The sequence below is a fragment of the Acrocarpospora phusangensis genome (genome assembly GCF_016862995.1).
Lineage (GTDB): Bacteria > Actinomycetota > Actinomycetes > Streptosporangiales > Streptosporangiaceae > Acrocarpospora > Acrocarpospora phusangensis.
In genome coordinates this window covers 53575-77654 of record NZ_BOOA01000024.1, presented here as the reverse complement: position 1 = coordinate 77654, position 24080 = coordinate 53575, and the positions used below count along the sequence as shown (strand labels likewise).

The 24080-nt window shown below is 72.1% G+C and carries 19 protein-coding genes and 1 pseudogene; 9 read left to right on the top strand and 11 right to left on the bottom strand.

Translation table 11 applies throughout. The features are described 5' to 3' along the window. Nucleotide 1 precedes the first annotated feature (1 nt). Nucleotides 2-2608: a CHAT domain-containing protein gene (locus Aph01nite_RS16520; RefSeq protein WP_204041771.1), complete on the bottom strand. Its 2607-nt coding sequence runs from the start codon at nt 2606-2608 to the stop codon at nt 2-4. 103 nt (nt 2609-2711) lie between these two features. On the opposite strand from Aph01nite_RS16520, the gene Aph01nite_RS16515 reads away from it, so the two are divergent. The 3 genes from Aph01nite_RS16515 to Aph01nite_RS16505 all read left to right on the top strand — a co-directional run bounded on the left by Aph01nite_RS16515 (nt 2712) and on the right by Aph01nite_RS16505 (nt 5204). Then, nucleotides 2712-4085 carry a S8/S53 family peptidase gene (locus tag Aph01nite_RS16515; RefSeq protein WP_204041770.1) on the top strand — a complete coding sequence of 458 codons (1374 nt, stop codon included), beginning with the start codon at nt 2712-2714 and terminating at the stop codon, nt 4083-4085. 73 nt (nt 4086-4158) lie between these two features. Next, entirely contained in the window at nt 4159-4749 is a 591-nt protein-coding gene (locus tag Aph01nite_RS16510; protein ID WP_204041769.1) for an RNA polymerase sigma factor, read from the top strand. 5 nt (nt 4750-4754) lie between these two features. Next, nucleotides 4755-5204 carry a hypothetical protein gene (locus Aph01nite_RS16505; RefSeq protein ID WP_204041768.1) on the top strand — a complete coding sequence of 150 codons (450 nt, stop codon included), beginning with the start codon at nt 4755-4757 and terminating at the stop codon, nt 5202-5204. Nucleotides 5205-5216: 12 nt separating this feature from the next. Here the strand turns inward: Aph01nite_RS16505 and Aph01nite_RS16500 are convergent, their stop codons facing one another. After that, nucleotides 5217-5456: an MDR/zinc-dependent alcohol dehydrogenase-like family protein gene (locus Aph01nite_RS16500; protein WP_204041767.1), complete on the bottom strand. Its 240-nt coding sequence runs from the start codon at nt 5454-5456 to the stop codon at nt 5217-5219. 182 nt (nt 5457-5638) lie between these two features. Between Aph01nite_RS16500 and Aph01nite_RS16495 the strand changes: the two genes are divergently transcribed. From Aph01nite_RS16495 to Aph01nite_RS42165, 3 genes are all read left to right on the top strand, one after another. Then, nucleotides 5639-6190 (top strand): CGNR zinc finger domain-containing protein, encoded by a 552-nt coding sequence (locus Aph01nite_RS16495; protein ID WP_204041766.1) that lies wholly within the window; start codon nt 5639-5641, stop codon nt 6188-6190. A 12-nt stretch (nt 6191-6202) separates the two neighbouring features. Beyond that, the gene (locus Aph01nite_RS16490; RefSeq protein WP_204041765.1) at nt 6203-7390 is read left to right on the top strand and encodes a geranylgeranyl reductase family protein; all 1188 of its coding nucleotides are present in this window, start codon (nt 6203-6205) and stop codon (nt 7388-7390) included. A gap of 155 nt (nt 7391-7545) precedes the next feature. Beyond that, nucleotides 7546-8454 carry an extracellular catalytic domain type 1 short-chain-length polyhydroxyalkanoate depolymerase gene (locus Aph01nite_RS42165; protein ID WP_204041764.1) on the top strand — a complete coding sequence of 303 codons (909 nt, stop codon included), beginning with the start codon at nt 7546-7548 and terminating at the stop codon, nt 8452-8454. Between the two features lie 54 nt (nt 8455-8508). Here Aph01nite_RS42165 and Aph01nite_RS16480 read toward each other — a convergent pair whose 3' ends face one another. The 3 genes from Aph01nite_RS16480 to Aph01nite_RS16470 form a co-directional block, all read right to left on the bottom strand. Continuing rightward, a complete protein-coding gene (locus tag Aph01nite_RS16480; protein ID WP_204041763.1) occupies nt 8509-11349 on the bottom strand; it encodes an alpha/beta hydrolase in 2841 nt (946 codons plus the stop codon). Nucleotides 11350-11502: 153 nt separating this feature from the next. After that, nucleotides 11503-12591 carry a hypothetical protein gene (locus tag Aph01nite_RS16475; RefSeq protein ID WP_204041762.1) on the bottom strand — a complete coding sequence of 363 codons (1089 nt, stop codon included), beginning with the start codon at nt 12589-12591 and terminating at the stop codon, nt 11503-11505. A gap of 273 nt (nt 12592-12864) precedes the next feature. Further along, nucleotides 12865-13290 (bottom strand): DUF2000 domain-containing protein, encoded by a 426-nt coding sequence (locus tag Aph01nite_RS16470; RefSeq protein WP_239161740.1) that lies wholly within the window; start codon nt 13288-13290, stop codon nt 12865-12867. Here Aph01nite_RS16470 and Aph01nite_RS16465 point away from each other — a divergent pair. Beyond that, on the top strand, nt 13289-14287 hold the full coding sequence (locus Aph01nite_RS16465) for a helix-turn-helix transcriptional regulator (protein ID WP_307836781.1): 999 nt from the start codon (nt 13289-13291) through the stop codon (nt 14285-14287). The two genes, Aph01nite_RS16470 and Aph01nite_RS16465, sit on opposite strands and share 2 nt — an antisense overlap. Before the next feature lie 216 nt (nt 14288-14503). Here the strand turns inward: Aph01nite_RS16465 and Aph01nite_RS41485 are convergent. The 3 genes and pseudogenes from Aph01nite_RS41485 to Aph01nite_RS16455 form a co-directional block, all read right to left on the bottom strand. Beyond that, nucleotides 14504-15529, bottom strand: a pseudogene (locus Aph01nite_RS41485) (MFS transporter); the annotation flags it as partial. Nucleotides 15530-15605: 76 nt separating this feature from the next. Continuing rightward, on the bottom strand, nt 15606-15821 hold the full coding sequence (locus Aph01nite_RS16460; RefSeq protein WP_204041761.1) for a hypothetical protein: 216 nt from the start codon (nt 15819-15821) through the stop codon (nt 15606-15608). 347 nt (nt 15822-16168) lie between these two features. Next, nucleotides 16169-16609 carry a GyrI-like domain-containing protein gene (locus Aph01nite_RS16455; protein ID WP_204041760.1) on the bottom strand — a complete coding sequence of 147 codons (441 nt, stop codon included), beginning with the start codon at nt 16607-16609 and terminating at the stop codon, nt 16169-16171. 70 nt (nt 16610-16679) lie between these two features. On the opposite strand from Aph01nite_RS16455, the gene Aph01nite_RS16450 reads away from it, so the two are divergent. Further along, nucleotides 16680-19799, top strand: a complete 3120-nt coding sequence (locus Aph01nite_RS16450) for an AfsR/SARP family transcriptional regulator (protein ID WP_204041759.1) — start codon at nt 16680-16682, stop codon at nt 19797-19799. On the opposite strand, the gene Aph01nite_RS16445 is transcribed toward Aph01nite_RS16450, so the two are convergent. Genes Aph01nite_RS16445 through Aph01nite_RS16435 form a run of 3 tightly spaced genes read right to left on the bottom strand, consistent with a single transcriptional unit; the run spans nt 19710 to nt 22833 of the window. Continuing rightward, nucleotides 19710-20894: an NAD(P)/FAD-dependent oxidoreductase gene (locus Aph01nite_RS16445; protein WP_204041758.1), complete on the bottom strand. Its 1185-nt coding sequence runs from the start codon at nt 20892-20894 to the stop codon at nt 19710-19712. The genes Aph01nite_RS16450 and Aph01nite_RS16445 overlap by 90 nt on opposite strands. A gap of 34 nt (nt 20895-20928) precedes the next feature. After that, complete coding sequence (locus Aph01nite_RS16440; RefSeq protein ID WP_204041757.1) at nt 20929-22239, bottom strand: NAD(P)-binding domain-containing protein; 1311 nt, start codon at nt 22237-22239, stop codon at nt 20929-20931. 24 nt (nt 22240-22263) lie between these two features. Further along, nucleotides 22264-22833 (bottom strand): OsmC family protein, encoded by a 570-nt coding sequence (locus Aph01nite_RS16435; RefSeq protein WP_204041756.1) that lies wholly within the window; start codon nt 22831-22833, stop codon nt 22264-22266. A 131-nt stretch (nt 22834-22964) separates the two neighbouring features. Here Aph01nite_RS16435 and Aph01nite_RS16430 point away from each other — a divergent pair, with 131 nt between their 5' ends. Next, nucleotides 22965-24080: an LLM class flavin-dependent oxidoreductase gene (locus Aph01nite_RS16430; protein ID WP_204041755.1), complete on the top strand. Its 1116-nt coding sequence runs from the start codon at nt 22965-22967 to the stop codon at nt 24078-24080.

Below are 24080 nucleotides of genomic sequence, written 5' to 3'. Positions count from 1 at the left end.
CTCAGCCTGCGCCGATGGCGATGAAGGACACGTCGGGGCCGCGGCTTTCGTGCAGGGCTTCGGCGAGGGTACGGCCCAGGCGCAGGCGGGCGTGGAGGGCGGCCATGAACGAGGCCGCGACGGCGTCGTTGACGGGGACGACGCTGGCCACGATGCCCGCGGTGCCGAGGGGGAGGAGGGCGGCGGCCAGGCCGAGGAGTTCGTCGGCGCCCACGGCGGCCATCTGGGCGGAGTCGCAGCTTGACAGGATCAGCCGGTACGGGGCCCGGCCGAGGCGTTCGAAGTCGTAGACGGTGAGGGGGCCGTCGTCGAGGTGGAGCGCGGAGAAGAGGGGACTGTCGGCGCGGAAGGTGCCGTGGGCGGCGACGTGGGCGAGGGCGCAGCCTTCGAGGGCGGCCAGGACGGTGGGGGCGGTCGCGGAGCCGTTCTCCAGGACGGTGGCTTTGCCGTACAGGTCGGCGATGGAGCGGATCTCGTCGTCGGCGTGGGGGAGTCCGGGGCCGCGTACGAGGACGACGGCGTCGTCGGCGGGGGGCTGGGCGGCGCGGGCGCGGAGCCAGGAGCCGGCGGAGGGGGCGATGCTGAACGGCCCGCGGCGCAGGGAGGGCAGCAGCCCCCAGGGGGTCGCGTGCAGGATGCCGGGAGGCACGACCACGACGGGGTCGCCGTCGAGGTGGCGGGCGGCGGGACCGAGGATGGCGGCGTCGAGCCGGCGGCCGGCCTCGGCTAGGTCGTGGGCGGGCGGGACGGTCTCGTACGCGAGGCGGCGCAGCCGGGAGCGCGCGAACTCGATCTCGGCGAGCGCGGCGGACACCGGCCCGATCTCGTACCGGCGCACCCGGTCTCCGCCGCACAGGAGCAGGTGCAGGTCGCCGTCGACGACCAGCAGTTCGATCAGCCGGCCGGTGTCGCCGATAGCGTTCAGGACGCGGCGGCGGTCCGGAGCCTGCCCGTCGTACGGGCCGGAGCCGCGCAGTCGCAGGGTCCGGGTGCGGATCTCGGCTTCGAGCTGCCGCCGCTCCCGGTCGAGCGTGGCGGCGGCGGCCGAGCCGTTCGCGCGGGCCTTCGCCAGCGACGCGTCGGTCTGGCGCAGCGCCGTGAGCCTGGCCTGCAGCTCGCGGTCGTCGGGCGGCCGTACGGCCGGGACCGCGAGCGCGGTCGCCCGCCACCGTTCCGTCCAGGTGAGCAGGTCGCCCGTGCGGCCCGAGCGCAGATACTGCCGCTGGCCGAGGGCGGCGAACTCGGCGCCCTGCGCGCTCGCCAGGGCGCGCAGCTCGGCCGAGCCGAGGGTCAGCCGGTGCGCGTCGATGAGGGCGAGGCCGCGGTGGCAGGCGTGGAGCAGCCGCCGGGGCTGCCGGGCCGCCTCCGCGCGCAGGGCCTCGGCGAGCCAGCCCGCGATGCGGGACATGGCGGGGCCGCGGTTGCGGGCCTGGGCGGCCGCGGACAGGTGCAGCTCCGCGACCGCGCGGCGGTCCAAGGCCAGCGCGGTACGGCCCGCGATCAGGTGCGCCTGCCACACGTCGGGCGAACCCAGCGCGGCGAGCCGCTCCGTGAGCCGCGCCGAGGCGGACAGCAACGAGGGCAAGGCGGCCGTCCCGGCGAAGTCCGCCTGGAGGAGGATCAGCTTGGCGTGCGCCGTCCACCAGGGCCGTCCCTGCCGCGCCAGCAGCGTGTGCGCCTGGTGGGCGCGCTCCCGCGCCACGGCGGCGTCGCCCGTGGCCAGCGCCGCCCGCGCCGCGACCAGGAGCAGCTCGGCCCGCCGGGTGGCCTGGCCGCGCAGCCGCGCGAGATGTTCCAGCGCCGAATCGGCGTGCTGAAGGGCGTCACGCGCCAGGCCGGCCGCCAGGAGCACGGCGCAGCGGTCGGCGGGCAGCTCGAACATGGGCGTGCCGAGCCGGCGGAAGCCCTGGTCGGCCTCGTCGAACTTGGCCAGCGCGGCCGGCAGGTCCCCGGACCGGAAGTCGACCAGGCCCTGGTTCTGGATGGCCCCGACCGAGTCGTGGACCTGGTTGGTGGTGGCGAACACGCGCTGCGCCGTCTCGAAGTCGGCGCGGGCCTGCTCGATGGAGCCCAGGGCGAGGTGCACGTTGCCGCGGATGTTGACCGCGCGGGCCGCCCAGAGGGTGTCGCCCGCCTCGAACAGCCAGGCGGCGGAACGCCCGAGGTCGTCGAGGGCCTCCTGGTGGCGGCCGAGGATCCACAGCGCGCCGCCGCGCCGGAACAGCACCCGCGCCCAGGTACGCCCCGCCGAACGCGCCACCCCCTCGTCGAGGGCCTTCAGCCCGGCCGCCGCCATGCCCCGGTGCACCAGCGCGATGCCGAGGGTGGCCAGCACGTCGGCCTCCCGGTCGGCCGAGCCGGTCCGGCGCGCGAGCCGTACGGCCTGGCGGAGTTCCCCGAGGGCCGCGTCGAGGTCGCCGAACTCGCGGTAGAGGATGCCGAGCGCCTGCCGGGCGATCGAGGTCTCGTACGGCCCGAGCCCGGCGGCGAGCATGTCCCGCGCCACCGCCATGGCCTCCCGGGGGCGGGCGAAGACCAAGGCCAGCACGTCATGCGGATCGTCCGGGACCCGGGAAGCGGGGCGATCCTTCGCCGTTCCCCCAGACATGGATCGATCCTAGATCGGGGGCCATCGGGCGTCCACGTGTATCAAACGTGGGCGAAATTTCTCATCAAAGTGTGACCAGCGTCTCACTCGAGGAGGATCGGCGATGCGCTCACACGACACTGCGGACACCCGGTTCTGGCAGCAGCTCAACGATCTGAACGTGGCCGCGAAGGCCCTGAACGCCCTGCCCGGCGACAGCTGCGCGCTGGCGGGACCGAAGGGCGCGGACGATCCCGGCCTCGGGCGGATTCCGGCGGCCTACGCGTATCTCTCGGAGCACGTTCTCGTGCACCGGGACAACGTGGACCGGGCCATCCGCGTCATCAGGCGCGACGACGCGAGCGAGCCGGTTCACGTCGCCTTGCTGCCGGACGAGGACCGGGACCTGATCTCGGTCCGCCGGCTCTTCATCGGCAGACGAGACATCTACCACGTCATCGAACTTCTCAACAGAGAAGAGGACATCGAGGCCACACCGGTGCACTTCATCTCGGTCGCCACCGGCAACCTGTGCTCGGCCGACGAACCGGTGCCGCGCATCGGACCGCTCAACCCTCCGCTCTCGGCGCTCCCCCATGGACGCGGCGTCAAGGTCGTGGTCTTCGACACGGGTCTGGTCGACGGCTACGACAGGCACTCCTGGCTGGCGGAGATCAACGGTCCCCGGCCCATTCCCAAGGTGGACGGGGACGTTCTCAAACCGGGCGCGGAACTCGACGTCGACGACGGCTCGATCCTGCCCCACGCCGGCCACGGCACATTCGTCGCAGGTGTGCTGCGGTGCGTGGCGCCCGCAACCACGGTGTATGTCTCCGACGCGATGAAGATCATCGGCGCGGGACTGGAGGATCAGGTGTGCCTTGTGATCATGCGGACACTCAAGGCCATGGGGTGGCCGGACATCATCTGCCTCCCCGCCGGCACCAGCACCGATCACGACAAGCCTCTTCTCGGCTTCTCCGACTTCCGCCGCGACCTGGCGGATCACCCCGACACTCTCCTGGTCGCCGCGGCCGGGAACGACGGAAAGGACGAGCCGTTCTGGCCGGCCGCGCTGGCGGAGTCGATCCCGGACATGGTGGTGTCGGTCGGCGCGCTGCGCGCGGACGGCCGGGGCAGGGCCTGCTTCAGCAACTACGGCGACTGGGTGTCGGTGTACGCGCCCGGCGAGCGAATGGTCAACGCCTTCATCGAAGGAACCTACTCCTACGACTACGACGCCCGCACGACCTGCCGATTCCACCCCCACAATCCCTCGTACCTGGGCTGCCCCTGCGTGGCCCCGATCTCCAAGGGCGAGAAGCTCGACCTCCCCGACGCGCTGGCGCAGTGGAGCGGGACGTCCTTCGCGACACCGATCGTGACCGGCCTCATCGCGGCGTACATGACCAGAACTGGCAAGAAGTCACGGGAGGCCGCAAAGGACCTGCTCCAGGGGCGGCTCGCGATCCCGGACCTCAGCGGTCTGTGGCTCTGATCGAAAGGGCTCCGATCGAGGCCCGTACGGCGTCATATCATTGACTACCCGCCTCCCTCCGGGAAGGACGACAGTGGACGATGACGGCGTCGCGAACCTGGTCAGGGCGGCCGCGAGCGGGGACGCCGCGGCCTGGAAGGAGCTCTACCAGCAGCACAGCGGGCTCGTCTGGGCGGTGGCGCGCGCCTACCTCACCCACGATGACGCCCACGACGTCTGCCAGACGATCTGGCTGAGGCTGGCGGAGAACCTCACCCGGCTGCGGGAACCCGCGAAGGTCGGCGCCTGGCTCGCGCGGGCCACCCGCAACGAGGCCCTGCTGGTGCTCAAGCAGAACCGCAGGACGTCGTCCTTCGGCGACCTGGAGTTCGTCTCCCTGGAGGTCACCGAGGAGACGCCGGAGAGCGTCATGATCGAGGCGGAGGAGGCCGCCGCCGACCTCGACCGCGCCGAACTGCTGTGGAGCGCCTTCCAGGAACTCGCCGAGGGCTGCCAGCGCCTGCTGCGCATCCTGATCGCCTCGCCCCGGCCCTCCTACCGCGAGATCGCCGAGGGCCTCGGCATCGCCGTGGGCAGCATCGGCCCCAACCGGGCCCGATGCCTGCGCAAGCTCGGCGCCCTGCTCGCCCAGCGGGGAATCCAAGGGTTCCCGGAATTCGGATGAAGGCCATGGACGAATACACCGGCCCGGAAGAGGAACTGCGCGGCGCCGCCGAGCGCTTCGACCCGGTCCCTCTCACCCTCTTCGACCACGCCATGTACGCCTTCGCGGTGCGCGCGCTCGACGCGGAACTCGCCCAGCTCACCTTCGACTCGCTCTGGGAGAGCTCCGCCGCCCTGGTCCGGGGCCCGGCCGGGCCGCGCGCGCTCACTTTCGAGTCGGGCGCCGTCACGGTCGAGATGGAGGTCTCCGACACGGGTACGGCCAGCAGGCTGGTGGGCAGGCTGCTGCCGCCCGGCCCGGCCGACGTCGGCGTGCAGCGACGCGACGAGCAGACCACGCTCAGAACGGACGAGTCGGGCCGGTTCGCGGTGGACCTGGCCGGCCACGGCCCGTTCCGGCTGCGGGTGACCCCCGCCGACGGGACGTCCGTGGTCACGGCCTGGGTCCGCCTCTGAACCCGCGTACCGTCAGGCGGTCGTGTCCAGCACCACCCGGAACCGCGCCCGCCCCGACTTCATCCGCTCGTACGCCTTCGGCGCCTCCGCCAGCGGCATGACCTCGTTCATCGACCGGATGCCCTGATCCCGGGCGAACGCGAGATTGTCCTCGTTCTCGATCGAGCTGCCGACCAGGCTGCCCACGATCGAGCGGGTCCCGAAGAGCAGGTCGGCGGGCTGTACGGAGATCGGGTCGAACCCGCCCCCCACGACGACCAGCCGGCCGCGCGGGGCCAGCCCGGGGAGCAGCCCCGACTTGGACGCGCCGGTGGACGTGGAGCTGATGATCGCCGCCGCGCCGCCGAGTTCCCGCAGCGCCTCGGCCGGGTCGGCGGGCGTCGGAGCATGTAAAGGTCGTTCGGATAAAGACCATGTCGCCCTATACTGGGGGGATGGCGACGCGAACCGATCGGGATGGGGCGGTTCCCGATGCCGTGGTCGCGCTCGTGGATCTGCTGAACTCGCGCCCGTACGCGAACCTGGGCGACAAGCTGGACGATCCCGCGCGGGCCGCGGAGGTGCTGCGTCCTTTCGGGCACGACGGGGTGATTTCGGCGGAGCGGCTCGGCCTCGTCCGCGCGCTGCGTTCCGACCTCCTCGGCCTGGTCGGAGCCGACGACCCCGGCGCGTGGGCCGCGCTGACCGGGCGCGCCTCCGCCGTCACCTTCCTGCAGGACTTCTCCACGCCCGGCCGGGTGGAGCTCCGGCAGGTCACCGGGGATCCCGTCGCCGGGCGCATCACCCGCGAGGTCGCCGACCTGGTGTCGGCGGGCAACTGGTCCCGTCTGCGGTTCTGCGCCAACGACGAGTGCCAGGAGGTGTTCTACGACACCACGCGGAGCCGTACCCGGCGGTGGCACTCGTACGAATACTGCGGCAATCGCACCAACGTGGCCGCCTACCGGGCCCGCTCCGCGGAGGCGTCCCGGGCCTCGGGAGCCTGAGAGTATTACGGGATGGCACGGGACAGCTCGGTTGCGCATGACGTTGCGCATGATGTCGTCGTCATCGGCGCGGGTCCGGCGGGAAGCAGCGCGGCCCTGGCGGCGGCCCGGCTGGGGGCGGACACGCTGATCCTGGACCGGTCGCGGTTTCCCCGGTACAAGACCTGCGGGGGAGGGCTCATCGGCCAGACGCTCGGATCGCTGCCCGGCGACCTCGACGTGCCGGTCCGGCAGGAGATCTTCGCCACGACCTTCAGCCGGGACGGGAAGTCCGTGCTGCGCAGGGAGTCGCGGAAGCGCATCCTCTCGCTGGTCGATCGGGCCGAATTCGACGACGCGCTGCTGGCCAGGGCGGTCCGGGAAGGGGCCGTCGCGCGGCTGGAAACCACCGTGACGTCGATCGCCGAGGAGGGCGACACGGTCGTCCTGGGGACGAACCGGGGTCCGGTGCGGGCGCGGCATGTCGTCGGGGCGGACGGGAGCGCCAGCCGTACGGGCCGGTTCGTGGGGGTGGAGCTGAGCCAGGTGGACCTCGGGCTCGAAGTGGAGCTGGAGGCGGGGGACCACGCGGACGCGTGGCGGAACCGCATCCATCTCGACTGGGGGCCGATTCCGGGGTCGTACGCGTGGGTGTTCCCCAAAGGGGAGCGGCTGACGGTGGGGGTCATCGCGCGGAAGGGCGCTCCCGGGGAGACGCGGGACTACCTCGCCGCGTTCCTGCGGCAGCAGGGACTGCAGGACGCGAAGGTCGTGCAGGATTCCGGGCATCTGACCAGGTGCCGTACGCCGCGGTCGCCGCTGGGCAAGGGCAGGGTCGTGCTGTGCGGCGACGCGGCCGGTCTGCTCGAACCGTGGACCCGGGAGGGGATCTCCTTCGCGGTCCGGTCGGGGAGCATGGCGGGGCGGCTCGCGGCCGAGGCCGTCCAGAAGGACCCCGAGTGGCTTCAGGCGGAGTACGCCGAGCGGATCGCATCCACCCTGGCCCAGGAGATGAGCGCCGGGGCGACGTTCCTCGCCGCCTTCGAGCGCCACCCGCGCATCATGCACGCGCTACTCGCCCGCACACCCGTCGGCTGGCGCGAGTTCCGCCGCATCGCCCTCGGCGAGACCACCTTCGCCCGCGCCACCCGCCACAGCCCGGTACGGCTCGCGCTCCGCCTGCTCACGGGCCCACGCACGGCCGGCGACCCGAGGGACTGAGGCGCGCACCTCCTCCGGGCCGACCGCGTATCCGGGTGCGCACGTGCAGGTGACCGCGATCCGCTGTCCCCGCGCGGCGGAGGGATTCGGCGCATGATGGAGTCCAGGCCCGCCGTGACTCCGGCGGGCCCGCCGCAGGCGAAGGGACCGACACGATGCCCCGGTTCGCGCGGGCGCTGAGCGCGCTCGTCCTCCTGGCCGGCGCGGTCGCCTGCGTGCCCGCCGAAGCAGGTGACGTCATCCCCGTCGGCCGCTCGGACCACACGATCGTGGTCGACGGCCAGACCCGCACATTCCACGTGTACCGCCCCAGCGAACTGCCCGCGGAGGCGCCCCTGGTGGTCATGCTGCACGGCGCCTTCGGCAGCGGCGCGCAAGCCGAACGGGACTACGGCTGGAACCCCATGGCCGACACCGGCCGGTTCGTGGTCGCCTACCCCGACGGCCTCTCCCGCGCGTGGAACGTAGGCGCGGGCTGCTGCGGCAAACCCGGCGCGCAGGACATCGACGACGTGGCCTTCGTCACCGCGGTCGTCACCGTGATCCGGCGCGACCTGCCCGTCGACCCCTCCCGCGTGTACGCCACCGGCATGTCCAACGGCGCCATGCTCTCCTACCGCCTGGCCTGCGACACCGACCTGTTCGCCGCCATCGCCCCCGTCGCCGGCACCCTCCTGGGACAGTGCCCCCAGCCGGGACGGTCCTCGCTGATCCACATCCACGGCCTCACCGACCGGCGCGTCCGGTACGACGGCAGCCCCGGCATCGGCCAGGTCGCCGTCGACGGCCCGCCCGTGCCCGACCTGATCACCCGATGGCGTACGGCCGGAGGCTGCGGCGCGGCCGCCGTACGCACCGAGGGGCCGAGCACGATCTCCACCGCCACCTGCGCGAACGGCCGCGCCGTCGACCTGGTCACAGTGTCGGGAGCGGGCCACCAGTGGCCGGGCGGCCGCGACTCGGCGCTCCGCGAGGCTCTCGGCCTCGACGAACCCTCGAACGCGTTCGCCGCCACGACGACCATCTGGACCTTCTTCGCCGCGCAGCGCGGCCCCGGTGGATAAGACTGCCGATTGAGCGGTGCGGCCGGGACGTCTGCCCGGCCGCACCGCTCAGCGTCACGGAGCCGGTCGGACCTTCATCTTCGTCGTGGTCGTGTACGCGGAACCGGCGCCCGTCGCCGTCAGCGTCACCTTTCCGGCGGGGGTGCCCGCCGGGATCGCCGCGGTGAAGGAGACCGCGCCGGCGCCGTCCGCGACCGCGCGGCCGAGCGGCGTCGAGTCCAGGCGGAACTCCACGCTCTCACCGGCCCGGTAGCCGTCCGCGCTGAGCGTGGACGTCGCCCCGGCGGTCACGACGCCCGCGACGTGCAGGTAGCCGGGCTTCAGCGACGCCGCGTACTCGGCGCAGACGTCGCCCGGCACGCCGACCTGGGGGGCCGGGGTTCCGCCGGTGACGCCGTCGTCTTCGCGTACGGTGAAGGTGGTGAAGCCCTTGTCGCCCATGACGCCGCCGGCCACGTTGGTCGCCGACACCTTGAACGACGTGGCGGGAGTGGAGCTGGGCAGCTGGTCGCCGAGCGTCGTCACCGGAACCGGCACGCAGATCTGGCCGGGCGCGAAGGCGACCTCGCGCATGCTGATGCCGGTCCGGCCGGTGGCCGAGCCGAAGACGCTGACGTACGCGGTGACCGGGTGGCCGGTTCGCGCCGACAGGACGGCCGCGATCTCGGCGTTGCCCGGGCCGGAGCCCTCCTCGACGTTGGCGGCCACCAGGTTGACCGCCGTCTGCTGCCGGGGAGAGCGTGCGCCGACCGAACGGTTCTCCGCGGAGAGGTCGGAGAGGTAGACGCCGCCGGAGGCCGTACCGGCGGAGAAGCGCACTTCGCGGACGTCGGTCAGGTTGACGCCGATCAGGGACGACGTCGGGATCGTCACCTGCTGGAGGATCACCTTGCGGAGCCACGGCGAGCTGACGCCCGGCAGGCGGGTGACGGCGGCCGGGTTGAGCGCGGAGACCGGCGACGACCAGGTGTTCCCCGAGCCGTCCAGCACGCTGACGACGACGTCGGTGCCGGTGGCGACGAACTCGTCCGCGGCCATCTTCACCGACAGCTGCTCGAAGCGGCTGATGTCGCGGGCGGCGGGCGGGACGGCGACGGACACCTGCCCGCTCGGCGACGTCCACGTCAGGTGCAGCATCGGCGAGGACGGGATGTTGAACGCCCACAGCGCGGGAGACCAGTGCGGCACGGCCGCCGAGTTGAGCGTGGTCGTGCAGTGCGGCAGCGTCTGCGGGAGCTGCACGCCGCCGCTGCCGCCCATGTTCACACAGGTGCCGGCCGTCGCGTCACCGGAGACTCGCACGGCCGGGTCGGCCCGCTCGAAGGTGGCGATGTCCGTCCGCGACTTCGCCGGCTGCGTCGCGGCCACCGAGATGCCCGCGAAGGACGTGGAGGGCGCGGTCACGGCCGAGCCGTCGAACAGCGGCTGGAACTGCTTCTCGCCGCCGAGCGTGAGCCGGAAGAAGCCCGCCATGTACGTGGCGCCCACCTGCACTTGCTGGGCGGCCGTGAGCCGCGTCGTACCCGGGGCGGACGGGTTGCAGACCGGGTCGCTCGCGCCGGTGGCCAGCGACACCCAGTCGTCGGCGGTGCCCGACGGCCAGCCGCCGGGGGTCCAGATGGTGTTGAAGAAGTTGTGGTTCGTGCCCATCACCAGCACCGCCGAGCGCAGCACGTCGTCGTCGAAGCTGTGCCGCGAGTCGTCCACGATGTGCTGGCCCATCAGGTTCTCCACGTCTCCGTCGCAGTACGGCAGGATCGTGGCCGTCGCCGCGTTCGGCAGGGAGATGCGGTCGTAGTCCACGGGCGCGAGCGGGAGCACCGCCTTGATGCCGTGCTGCTGCCAGAGCGGGAGGGCGTCGTTGAGGGTGGCCGCCGCGACCACTCCTTCGCCGCCGCGGGAGTGGCCCATGATTCCGACGTTGTTGAGGTCGAACGCGCGTACCAGGTCGGCGGGGGTGATGTCGCCGGTGAGCGCCTGGGCGAGGGTGACGTCGCGGTTGGTGAACGTGTCGTGGTAGACGACGGGGTCGCCGTCGTCGGCCCGCTCCAGCATGGTGAGGGTGTCGAGGATCAGCTGGCCGCGGGCCTGGGCGCCGTAGTCGGCGGCGAGCTGGTTGTCGTTGGCGTTGATGGAGTTGGCCGAGATGGAGACCACCGCGTAGCCGTTGCCGGCCAGGGCGCGGGCGGGTGCGTCGTACCCGAGGTAGCTGGGGATCGTCGCACGCTGGGAGGGGCTGTCCGGCGAGGGGCGGCAGGGCCAGCGCGCCGGGTTGGCCGCGCCCGAGCCGAAGCACGAGGCGTGGCGGCCGTGTAAGAAGATCACGACGGGCTTGCGGCCGCGGCCGTCCGGCAGGTAGATCTTGCCGGTCAGCTCGCCGCGTACGCCGCCGATGTTGAGCAGCGGGATCGCCAGGTCGCCGAAGTCGTAGACGCCCTCGGAGACGTGGTGCGGTCCGGGAGCCGACGGGTCGGTCTGCAGCACGCTCAGCGGGGCGAACGGCTGGGCGGCCGTCGCGCCCGGGGCCGTACGGGCGGAGGACGGCTGTTCCGGCGACGCCGGGATGTCGGTCGTCACCGAGGTGGCCGCCAGCACCGAGGAGTCGGTGGTGACGAGGGAGAGGGACTTCCCGTCGGCGGATTCCGTGGCCGGGCCGAGGACCTTGCCGTCTGCCGACAGGATGGGGGCGCTGCCGATGACGGGCAGTTCCCCGGTGAGTTCGAGGGTGACGCGGAAACCGCCCGCGACACGGGTGACGGACCACTGCGGCCCGGAGGCCACCGTGTCGGCGGGCGTGGGGTCCGCCGAAGCGGTCCCCGTGACGAGGGCGGAAGGCAGGCAGGCGAGCGTGAGTACCGCGGCGAGACCTCGCGCGCGGCGGAGGAGATTGCTCAAGGGAGGGCCTTACTCGTACGAACCGGTGGAGCCCCTGCGATGATCAGGAGCGCCGAGTGGTTCGCACGATATGACCGGTTTGTTAAGGTGAGCGGACGATCTTGTTTCCTGGTTGTTCCACGGCGCGCGGCCGGTTTTGAGGCCCGCCGGAAGTCAGCGGCGGGGGCGCATGCCCACGATGGACAGGACGACGTTCCACCAGAAACTGGAGCCGATGGCCAGCGCCACGAACGTCACGCCGTAGCCCAGCCAGTGGTTGGAGTCCGTCAGCCGATCCCACCAGCCCTCGACGTCCAGGACCAGCGTCGGCGGGCCGTACGGCGGGAAGGTCAGGCGGACGGGGGAGTGCGCGAACACCTCGATCAGGGCCGGCCTGCCGAGTTCCATCGCCACGCACACGTCGGCCGGGCCGCCGGGTGGGCACGGCATCATGCTCGGCACCGCCGCGTCGTCGATCCCGCCGTCGGACGCCAGGTGCGCACGCAGCGCGTTGTCGTTCACGATGTCCTGGACGTAGGCGAGGGTGTCCACCGCGAACAGGCAGGTCAGCCCGAACGCGACGACCATGATGACGCGCAGCAGATGCCGCCGGAACAGCCCCGACACGAACTGGTCCTGGATCGTGAACCACTCCTCCATGGCCTGGTGCAGCTTCTCGACATCGTCGCCCGCTTTCTGCCTGATCAGATGCAGTGACCGGGAGAACGGGTTCCCGCCGGCCCGCAGCCTGACCACCGCCTGCTCGGCCCCGCCCAGCTCCTCCACGATCTCCGCCATCGCGCGGGCGAACAGGTTCGGCGAGATCCGCTTGATCCCGCTCCGCCCGCCGCGCTCCGGATCGTCGATCGCGCGCAGCCGCTGGTGCAGCAGATCCGCGAGCGCCACGGGCTCCTCCATCGCCGGGCTCCCGGCCTGCTCGAAGAACGGCCGGTGGTCCTTGCCGCCCATCACCAACTGGCGCGCGAACCGCATCGTGCTACGCGCCGCCCTCGGCCGGTACGGATCGAGGATCTCCCGGAAACTGTGCCCCGCCATCGACCCGACCAGCGGCAGCCCCGCCAGCCACCGCCAGAGCTTCGCGGGACTGCCCGCCGGCCGCTGCGGATCGAGCTCGTCGCGCAGGTGCTCCCACAGGAACCGGCCACGCAGCCCCCGGAACTTCACGATGCCTTCGACGATGCCGTTGATCAGCAGGGAGAAGACGACGTAGACGGCCAGCAGCCCGACAGCCAGGTCGATCACGATCGATCCCATGCCCGTTGATACCGCAGCCCCCCGAACCGGGGCAACGCGCCCCAGTCGACCGGGAGCACGCGCGCTGGTGGCCTGGGGCAGCGATCTGGGGGCGCTGGATAGAGCGACGCGCACCATCCGGCAGGGGAGACGCGCGCCCTCGAGTTCGATGAAGTGGTAGGCGAGCGCCGGTTCCTCGGACAGCGGGAGGACGCGCGCCCTGGGTCCGATCCTTCCCTCTGCCTGGCCGTGCCAGCCACGTGGCCCGTCCGGCTGAGGCGATCACGGGTGCATGCGTGCTCCCTTCGTCACCCGGTCCACCGCGTTGCGAGGGCCATGGACGGCTATCCCGACCAGGTCGAGTGCGGCCGTCCCGACCGCGCGGACCGCCGCCCGGTTGGCGGCGTCATGACCGGTCCCGAACAGATCCGACGTGAAGATCGACATCGGCAGTTCGCGGGACATCGCCCTGCCGTGGGCCGCGGACAGCTGCTCCTTGCTCGCCTCGAACACCAGCACCGGCTGCCGGAACATCGGCAGATAGGTCCCGCCATCGGCGTCGCGGTAAGGCTCGCCGATCACCTCCGGTACAGCGGCGCCCACCCCGCCCACCAGAAAGGCCGTAACGTTCAGCCGCTGCCACACCAGAAGGTCGTCCCGCAACAGGACAGCGATCTTGGTGTCGAAGCGCACGGTCTCAGATTCCATGGCTGCACGCTGCCCGGACCGTACCCCGCCCGTCTTGTACGATCCTGGCATGGCGGCCCGACACGAGCTCGTCAAAGCGTGGCGCCCAGCGGTCAAGGGAATCGCGGAAGTCCTGCACGCCCGCTTCACCGAGCACGCCTACCCCATGCACGTCCACTCCTCCTGGACCGTGCTGATCATCGACTCAGGCGCGGTCCGCTACGACCTCGACCGCCACGAACACGGCGCCCTCACCAAACTCGTGACCCTGCTCCCGCCGTACGTCCCGCACAACGGCCGCGCCGCCGACGGCCACGGCTTCCGCAAACGCGTCCTCTACCTGGACCGATCCCAACTGGCCGACCACCTGATCGGCCCCGCCGTCGACCACCCCGCCATCGTCGACCCCACCCTGCGCGGCCGCATCGACCACCTGCACCACACCCTGACCTCCCCCGGCGACGAACTCGAAGCCGAGACCACCCTGACCCTCATCCGCGACCGCCTCCTCCACCACCTCTCCCGCACACACCCCCACGCCGGCACCGACCCCCGCCTCGCCCACCGGCTTCGCGACCTCCTCGACTCCCGCATCCGCGAAGGCCTCACTCTCGACGAGGCCGCTCAGCTGCTGAGCCGGCATCCGACGCACCTCGTCCGCGCGTTCAGCCGCGAATTCGCGATGGCTCCCCACCAGTACCTGACCGCCCGCCGCGTGGACCGCGCTCGTCGCCTGCTGCTCCAGGGCCTGCCCGCGAGCATCGTGGCCGTAGAGACCGGCTTCTACGACCAGCCGCATCTGACCCGCCACTTCAAACGCATCCTCGGCGTCAGCCCCGCCCGCTACGCGATGACGGTGGTTCCGCCGGGGAGTGGCGTGCGCCCAGGCCGGGGAGAGGTGTCTCCTGAGCGGATTGATGAAGGTCGCGGCGAGCGTGGTGATGCCCACCATGGCGATGAGCGTCCAAACCGATTGGGCGGGCGTGAAGTTCTCGAAGAGCACGCTTCCGAGCAGTGAGCCGAATCCGGCGGCTCCGAAACTGCCCAGACGGAAGACGCTGACCACCTTGCCGGTGTCCTGCGCGGGGACCTGGGCGAAGACCGTACGGATGGTGACGTTGCTCAGGCCGCCCGCCAGGCCGATGAAGAGCATGGCCAACGCGAAGCCGTACGGGCTGAGCGCGAAGACGGGGGTGAGGGCGAGCGCGCAGGCGCAGATCCAGAGATGGACCAGCATCATCGAGCGGCCCCGGCCGGTGAGCCCGATTCTGCTGGTGAAACGGGCGATCCGCTCATAGGGAGCGGTCAGCAGGGTGATTCGCTGGACGATGGTCAGTCTGGAAGGGGAGATGAAGGCGCCTATCGTTCCCCCGATGCCCGACGCGGCCAGGATGAGCCCGAACAGGACGGGATGGAGGCCCAGCGCGTCCCCCTCCGCGATGAAGATCACGACCAGGGCGTGGAAGGCGATGTTGGTCAAGGCGGTCAGCAACATCGCGGACCGGAGGAATCCGTCATCCCATGTGATCACCAGGCCCGCGCGGATCTCGTCGAGAATCTTCCTGCGAGGGGGAGCAGGTCTGGGCCCGGTTTCTCGCACGCTGAATATGGCCGAGGCGGAGAGGGCGAACGTCGCGATACTGATCAGGAAGGGAACCGCCGACATCGCGCTGTACAGGAACCCCCCGAACGGCCGGCCGGCCAGGACGACGCCGTGAATGGTCGTCTCGTGGAGGGCGAGGGCCTTGTTCAGCTCCTCGTCCGAGGTGACCAGCGGAAGCAGCGCCGTCTCCGCGATCCCCGAGACGACGGAGAGACCGCCTTCCAGGAAGGCGATCGCCAGCAGCAGGCCGATGCCGAGTTGTCCGGTGACCATCGCCACGGTCACGACGACGACCAGCGCGCAGCGGAGCGCTTCGCTCCAGATCATGACTTCCCGGTGGCCGAATCGATCGGCCAGCGTCCCCGCCGGCAAATAGCACAACAGGCCGGGAAAGGTGAGCGCGAAGACCGCCCAACCGGACCAGGTCGCCGAATCGGTGAGGGTGAAAGCGAGCAACGGGTAGCAGACGCCCAACGTCCGTGTTCCCGTCATCGAAAGGACGGATCCCGTCATGTAATGCCTGAAGCGCCGATTATTGGACAAGAGGGAAAGCAGTGATGGGCTTTTAGGCGAGCCCGTTCGGCTGCCCTCCGGCGAGGATTGGGATTCGACGGTATTGTCCGAATCCTCGCCTCGAAGATCATCAGTGCGTGGCACCGTCAAAGATTACGGCATCCGGCATCCGGAAAAGGCATATACGCGACCCGGCGGATTCTGTGGCCAAACGGTCATCTCACCTGGTCAACCGCTCAGTCGCCTCCAGTGACAGAAGATGGGAAGGCAGCGGGGGCCTGGCGTCCGCCGCCGTAGCGCGGACGGCCAGCCGGTGAGCCTCCTCAAGGCGGGCCTCTTCCCGGCGGATCACGTCCCGGCCGGCCTCCTCCCGGCTGACCTCCTCCAGGCGGCGGCGTGCGATCGTTTCCAGGACGCGGGCGACGCGAAGCAGCACGGAAGCGTCCTGTTCGTTCTTCCAGGCCGGAACGAAGCGCTCGGCCGTCTGGAGGTCCCCGGAGAGGGCCAGCGCCAGCGCGTACGCGGCCTGGGTGGCGGTGTGCAGGTGCGGGCGGGTGCGTTCCAGATCGCGCAGGGATTTGCCCGCCCCTGCCGGATCTGAATCTGGGCGATCGCCGTCATGAGCGTGGCGATATTAGCTTGTCAAGGATGAAATGGGGAGAATGCTACTGTGTTCAGGATTTCACGCTTGATCTTTGGATCTTTGTGACCGGGCCGGATGTCGTGGGCCGGTGACGCCATTGATGTTTTCGGCGAAGGTTCACCATATTCAGAAATCGTTTCCTAGAGCAGGTAGAACACCTCGGTCTCCAGTTGGGACGGGTCTTCGGTCCAGTGCCCGTAGACCTCCCAGCGAGGGCCCGCCGGGTGCAGTCCGTGGTCGGCGCACCAGTGCAGCACCGCCTCGTGCGCTGTCCCCAGGTCCCCGTACGGTCCCCGGTGGACGGTCATCGCCACCGCGCCTGCCGGCAGCGCGGACTGGATCACGCGCCCGGAGACGGTGGCCGGTTGGTCCAGTTCCACGCCTATTTCGACGTGGGGGATGTCGTTCTTGTAGAGCATCACGTTGCGGCCCTTGCGGGCGGTGCCGGTCCAGTGGACGTTGGCGTGCACCTCGTCGAGCAGGTGGGGCCACAGGTCGGGGAACTCGTGCCAGGTCGTGGTCGCGGCCAGGACGGCGGTCGGGCGGAGCGTCGCGTTCGCGGATGTGACCTGATGTGTCATCCGGGTCTCCTTCGAGCGGGTTCCAGTGCCGCATCAGTGGAATTTCAGCACCCGGGGCGATAGTACGGGGATGGGGCAGCCGACAACCCTGCCAGCAGGGCGTGGTGACGGAAACGGCGCCTGGGCGATCAACGTGCTCGGGCCGCTGGAGGTGCGGTGCGGGGGGCGGGCGGTCGTGTTGCCGCCGCGGCGGCGGAGCCTGCTGGCGCTGCTGGCGCTGCGGGCCGGGGGCGTGGTCACGGGCGAGCAGCTGGTGGACGGGCTCTGGGGGGAGGACGCGCCGCCGACGGCCATGCGTACGCTGCACGCGCACATCGCCAAGCTGGGGGCCGCCCTGGCCGAGCCGGAGGGCGGGCGGGTGATCGAGCGGCGTGATCCGGGGTACGCGCTGGCGGCGGACGCCGTACGGGTCGATCGGGACCGGTTCGAGGATGTGGTCACGGGCGGGCTGCGCGACAGTGCGTCGGGGCGTTACGCGGAGGCGGCGCGAGGGCTCGGCCGGGGTCTGGCGTTGTGGCGCGGGGAGGCGCTGTCCGGGTGTGTGGTGTACGGCTGGGCGGCGGCGGAGGCCGGCTACCTGGACGGGTTGCGGCTTCAGGCGCAGGAGGGGCTGTTCGCGGCGAGGCTGGCGGCGGGGCTGCGGGACACGACGGCGGCGGAGATCGAACGGCTGGTGGCGGAGCATCCGCTGCGGGAGCGGCTGTGGGAGCTGCTGATCGTGGCGTTGCAGGTGAGCGGGCGGTCGGGGGACGCGCACAGCATGTACCGGCGGGCGCGCCGGGTGCTGGTGGACGAGCTGGGCGCCGAGCCGGGGGAGGGCTTGCGGCACGTCGAGGCGGGCGTCCTGCGGGGGGTCACCGATCCGCGGGCGCTGCTGCGGCTTCCGCCTGCCGCGTCGGTGGCCGGGATGCCCGCCCTGCCGCAGGAGATGAGCACGCTCGTCGGGCGCGCCGGTGAGATCGCGGCGACGAGGGCCGCGCTGGACGAGGCCCGCCTGGTGACGCTGACCGGGTTCGGCGGATGCGGGAAGTCCCGGCTGGCGCTCGCCGCGGCACGCGCGGCGGAGGGCGTCGGTGAGGTCGCTTTCGCCGATCTCGCCACGGCGGCGGGTGAGGACGGCGTCGTGGGCGTGATCGCGGCAGCCCTCGGCGCAGGGGTGTCGCCCGGTGCGGTGGATATGACCGCAAGGGCCCAAGGTGCCGAGGCGGCGTCTCATGGGGCTGTATTCGAGCGGGTGGTGCGGCGGGTCTCCGGGGACCGTGTTCTTCTTGTTCTGGACAACTGCGAGCAGTTCGTCGGGGAGTGCGCGCGGATCGTGCGGGAGCTGCTCACCCGGTGCACTCAGCTGAAGATCCTCGCCACCAGCCAGGAGCCGTTCCGGCTGCCCGGTGAGGTGGTCCGCCAGGTGCCGCTGCTGGGCATGCCGCATCCGGCGCTGGTCCGCACTGCCGCCGATCTCGCCGGGTACGACGCGGTCACCCTGTTCGCGCAGCGTGCCGGGATCGGGAACATCGAGGACCTCTCCCCGGCGGACGCGCGAGCCGTGGCCGTCATCTGCGCCCGGTGCGACGGGCTGCCGCTGGCCGTCGAGCTGGCCGCGGTCAGGGCTCGGCTGCTGGGGCTGGCGGCGACGGCGCGCGGGCTCGGGAACCCGTACGCCGTGCTGGTCGACGGGCCGCGGGGGGCGCGGCCGCAGCACCGGGCGCTCCGGGCGACCGTCGACTGGAGCTTCGAGCTGCTCACCGAAGGGGAACGCCGCGCGCTGCGGAGGTTCTCCGTCCTCGGCGGCACGTTCACACTGGAGGCGGCCGCGGCCGTGCACGGCGAATCGGCGATCATCCGGACGGTGAGCCGGCTGGTGGACAAGTCGCTGCTCAAAGCCGTGCACACGCCGTCCGGGGTGCGTTATCAGATGCTGGAGACGGTACGGGGTTACGCGCGGGAGCAGTTGGCCGCCCGTCCGGAGGAGTTCGCTCAGGCGCGCCGGGACCACGCGGCCTGCTACCTGCGCCGGGCGGAGGAGGCGGAGCGGCGGCTGCAGGGCGCGGGTGTGGCCGCCGTCATGGCGGAACTGGCCGAGCACCACGAGGACTTCCAGGCCGCCGTCGCCTGCCTGACCGGCGAGGACCCCGAGTCCGCGCTGCGGCTGGCGGCATCCCTGTGGCGTTACCACTATCTGCGCGGCCGGTACGGAGAGGGACGCGACTGGCTGCGGGGAGCGCTGGAGGCGGCGACCGCGGGTGTGCCGGGGCGGGTGCTCGCGAAGGCGTACTGGTCGGCGGCCCGGCTGGCCGCGCTGGAATGCGACTATCCGGAGGCTGACACGTTCGCCCGGAAAGCCATGGAATTGTCCGAGGCGGAAGACGACGAGCGCGGGGTGGCGCGTGCCGAGGAACTGCTCGGGGCGGTCTGCCGTGAACTGGGCGACTACGATCAGGCGATCGAGCTGGGCCTGCGGTCGCTCGCGGCGGCCGAGCGGCGCGGCGACAGCTGGGCGGCCGGGCACACCGCACAACTCCTCGGCTTCGCGTCCTGGCTGTCGGGCGACTTCGCGGCGGCCGAACGCCGCTCCGGCCGGGCCGCCCGGCTGTTCAACCCGGTCGGCGACCGGGAACGGCTCGCCTGGTGCCTGCTCGACCTGGGCGCGGCGGCCTTCTACACCGGCCGGACCGGCGAAGCCTCCCGGCGGCTGTCCCAGGCTCTGCTGATGTTCCTCGAAGTACGCTTCAAGGAGGGCATCGCCTGGGCGGAGAACCTGCTCGCCCTCGTGGACCTCAGCCAGGGCCGGCCCCGGGAGGCGCTCCGCCGCCTGGCCACCGCGTTGCGGCTCCACCGCGAACTCGGCGACCGCTGGCGGCAGGCCAGCGTGCTCGAAGCGCTCGCCCGGGCGACGGTATGCCTCCGCGACGCCATGCTCGCCGCTGAACTGCTCGGCGCCGCCGGTCGCGTCCGCGAGCAGATCACCGCGCCGGTCCCGGCCTGCGAACGCGCGTCCCACGCGGACACCGAAGCTCTGGTCCGCGCCATGGTGGACCCGCAGACCTGGGCCGACGCGCGCTCCCACCTGGACGTCGAAGGCTTGCAGCACCGCATCGACGGCCTACTCCGCGCTGTGACGGCCGGCTGTGGCCAGGGGGACCGGGCTCAGGAATTCGACTTCCCGGCTCATGGCGGCGGAGAGGTGGCGTAGGAGGTGCCGGGCCTCGGCCAGGTTCCAGTCGTAGGAGGCCAGGGCGTCGGTGGCGGCGAACATGTCCGCCGACAGGTCGTCGCGGGTGCGGGCGTAGCGGGTGAGGGACGATTCGAGTGGTTCCGTGCCGCCGTGGCCTGTGACGATCGCGTCGGCGAGGAGCTGGGCGTCGCGCAGGGCCTGGGTGATGCCGTGGGTGCCGAGGGGGTCCTTGAAGTAGCCGGCGTCGCCGACCAGGGCCCAGCCGGGGCCGTACGCCTGGCGGGTGAAGTTGAGGAGGCCCGGCCAGCCGCGTACGGGGCCGGCGGGGACGGCGGCGCGGAGTTCGGTGGCGGCGTTCGGGGCGGCGCGGGCGAAGGCGTCGGCGAGGGCCTGGCGGGGGGTCGAGCGGCGGGATTCGCCGAAGCGGGCGGCGGGCATGCCGGCGAACACGCAGGTGGCGCCGGCGTTGGTGGGGATGAGGCCGGCGGTCGCGCCCGGGCGGTAGAACCAGCGGTAGCCCTCGTTGGGGAGACCGGTCACGTGTGTGTACCAGAGCGCTCCCGCGCCCAGGCCGCGCCTGGTCACCGGTGCCGCGACCGCCTTGGCGACGGTGGAGCGCACCCCGTCGGCGCCGATGACGATCGGCGCGTACGCGTCGAAGGCGCGCCGCCGCTCCCGGCCGGTGACGCCGCACACCCGGCCGTGCCGGTCCCGGCGGACCCCGGTCACGTCCACGCCGAGCGCGACGTCGGCGCCCGCCTCGGCGGCGTGGCGGAGGAGCAGGGCGTCCAGGACGGTCCGGCGGGGCGCGTACAGGGCTGGGACGCCGGGTGAGGAGCGGATGGCGATGTCGGCGGACAGGACGCCGTAGTCGAAGGCCGTGCGGGTGATCGCCGGAGTGCCCGCCATGATCACGTCTTCGAGCAGTCCCCACTTGGCCAACTGGAGCACACCGCCGCGCATCAGGGCGTGCGTGGACAGCGTGTCGGTGCCGGGTCCCGCCCGGTCGACGACCAGCACCCGCAGGCCCGCGCGGGCGAGCAGCATCGCCGTGGCCGCTCCCGCGCAACGGGCGCCGACGACCACGGCGTCATACCGGATGGGGCAGTACATGCGGACCTCCTCGGTACATGCGAATCTCCGTGCGTCAGCCGACGGCGAGCGGCTGGCCCACGACGGCGGCGACGATCTCGGCGGCGTCCAGACGCGCGCCGTCGATGAAGCCGGACCGGCGGCTGCGCGCGAACCGCTGGCCGATGACGAACAGCCCGGGCGCCGGAGTGGCGCCGCGGTGCTGCCGCAGCTGCCCGCCCCGCACCAGTCCCGGCACGTGCAGGTACGTGTAATCGCCCCGGAACCCGGTGGCCCAGACGATCGCGCCGAACCCTTCCGCGCGCAGGTCCAGCCGCCCCGGCGGACGAGCCGGGAGCGGCACTGGCGGGGGCCGCTCCGCGGAGCCGATCCCGGCCTCGAAGGCGTCCCGCCGATCCACCCCGGAACCGGCGGCGAGCGCGTCCAGCCGGGCCATCTCGGGGCTCGCGGCGAAGGCGTCGAGCCGGTGGAGGAGGCGGTGCATGCGGCGGTCGGCGTCGGCCACGGTCGCCGGCAGGTCGGCGGCCAGGTGGACCGTGGCGCCGTCCACGTCCAGGACCCGGCCCGTCAGCCTGATCCCCCGCTCGGCCAGCGCGGCCAGATCCACCGCCCGGCCGCCCAAGCAGCCGGTGAGCTGCAAGGACGGCTCGTTCCTGGCCGCCGCCGGGTCCGGCATCTGCTCGATCGCGCGATCCAGCTGCCCGGCCCGGTCCAGCCACCAGAGGATGTCCCGGCCGCGGTACCGGCGCGGCACCCGCCGATGCCGGCCGACCGCGAGAGTGACCTCCCGTCCGGCCGCCGCCAGCTCGTCGGCGATCTGGACCCCGGACGCGGACGCGCCGACGACCAGGACCCGCCCCGGCGCGACCGCCGACGGACTGCGATAGACCAGCGGGTTCAACTGCTGGACGCCGAGCGCCGCGCGGGCCGCGAACGCGGGCGGGACGGGCCGGGTGCTGTGCCCGCTGGCGATGACCACGTGGCGGGCGTTCCATTCGGCGTTGTCGCAGACCACCAGCCACCGGTCGCCGCCCGGCCGCACCGACAGCACGGTGGTCTGCTCGTGTACGGGCGCCGACGACAGGGCCGCGTACCGGGCCAGGCAGGCGACCACGTCCGCGGCGGCCGGGTACGCGTCCTCGTCGGGCCAGCCGTGCCGGTAGCCCGGCAGGCGGGTCAGCCAGGCGGGGGTGAGCAGCCGGAGGGAGTCCCACCGCTGCGTACGCCACGAGTGGCCCACCCGGCCGCGCTCCACCACCACGTGGTCCCGGCCCGCCTCGGACAGCAGTCTGCTGACGGCGAGGCCGGCGTGCCCGGCGCCGACGACGACGGTGTCCACGCGCGTGGCGGCGCGGCGAGCGGTCATGACGGATCCCCCCCGGACCAGGTTTCAGGCGCTGACGTCGATGGACACCGGGACGCCGTTGGTCAGCACGTCGTAGACGGCCGACCTGGCCCGGGACCGCTCGACGAGGTCGCGCAGCCGCTCCGGCGACGCGTCGCCCTCGATGGTGAAGGTCACCCGGATCTGCTCGTAGCCGTTCCTGGTCTCCTCCGACAGGCCGAGGATGCCGTTCAGGTCGATGTCGCCCTCGACCGTGGACTCCAGCCGGGTGAGGGTGATGCCGCGGGCGGAGGCGATGTTGGCCACGCCGGCGGTCAGGCACGCGGCGATCGCGTGCAGCAGGAACTCCACGGGCGTGGGCCCGTTGCCGGTGCCGACCAGCACGGCCGGGTGGTCGGCGTCGTACGCGAACGGCTCGGTACGGCTGGCGTCCTCCTGGCCGGCGCCGAAGAAGCCCTGGATGGACGAGCGGTTGTGGGTGCCGCTGACCCACGTGTTGGTGGCCCTGAACTGGAACTTGGCCAGCTCGGGCTGGGCGCGCACGGCGTCGATGGTGGCGAACAGGGTGGGTACGTCGACGCCGTTGCGGGCGGCCACGGGGGAGGCGGTGCTCATGTCAGCGATCTCCTCAGGGAAATGGGCTCTGTTGTGACATGGATAGACAGGCCCTGTTGCCGCCGGGTTGCCGCGCCCGCGTTTCAGCGGCGTGTCAGGGGAGCTTCAGGCCCGCCCGCCACCATGGCGTCATGAATGGCGGCATGAAGTTCTCGTTGCTGTATCCGATGACGGTCGGACCGGCCGACCGGCTGGGGACCGGGCTGCTCGGCCTGGAGCCGCAGCCGTACAACACGGCCGTGGCCGAGCTGCGGGAGCAGGCGGTCGCCGCGGACCTGACCGGCTGGACCTCGCTGATGCTCGGCGAGCAGCATTTCGAGGTGGAGGGCTACGAGGTGAGCCCCAACCCGCTGCTGGTCAACGTCTACCTGGCCCAGCACACCACCCGCCTGCGCCTCGGCCAGCTGGGGCTGGCCCTGCCGCTGTGGAACCCGCTGCGGCTGGCCGAGGACATCGCGGTCGCCGACCATCTCACCGGCGGCCGGCTGGACGTGGGCTTCAGCCTCGGCCACGGGACCAGGTCCCGGGGCGTGCTCGGCGGCCCCGTCGCCGACGAGCGCAGCCTGTTCGAGGAGTGGTTCGAGGTGATGCGGCTGTCCTGGACCGAGGAACTCTGGTCCTATGACGGCAGGTACATCCAGGTCCCGACGCCGGGGATCACCTGGCCGCACCCGATCTCCGACCGGCTCGGCGCCGGCGTGGACGGCGGCCGGATCACCCGCGTCGGCACCGTGCCCAAGCCCCTGCAGGCGCCGCACCCGCCGCTGTTCACCATGATGACCGGCGGCCGCGACGTCGAGTGGGCGGCCCGGGTGGGCAGCACGCTCGTCACGTCGGCCACCGAACCGGGCCGCATCCGGCAGGTCTGCGACACCTACAGCCAGGCCGCGGTACGCCACGGGCGCAACGTCTACCTCAACCGCTGGCGGCCGGGCGGCGGCGTCGCCCTCCGCCGGCTGCTCGCCGTGGGGGCCACCCACGAGGAGGCGCGGAAGACCGGCCGGCAGGCCATGCCGTACGTGCGGGACTGGCTCGGCGGGGCCGGCACGCTGGACGAGCTGGTCGACAGCGGGGCCATGCTGCTCGGCACGCCCGACGAGGTCGGGGAGCGGGTCGCCGCCCTCGGGGACGAGCACGGCGTCGGCCATGTCGTCTTCGTCGCGTGCGCGGGAGCCGTGGACCACGGCCGCATGCTCGACACCATCGGCCTGTTCGGCGAGCAGGTCATCGGCCAGCTGGCCCGGTGA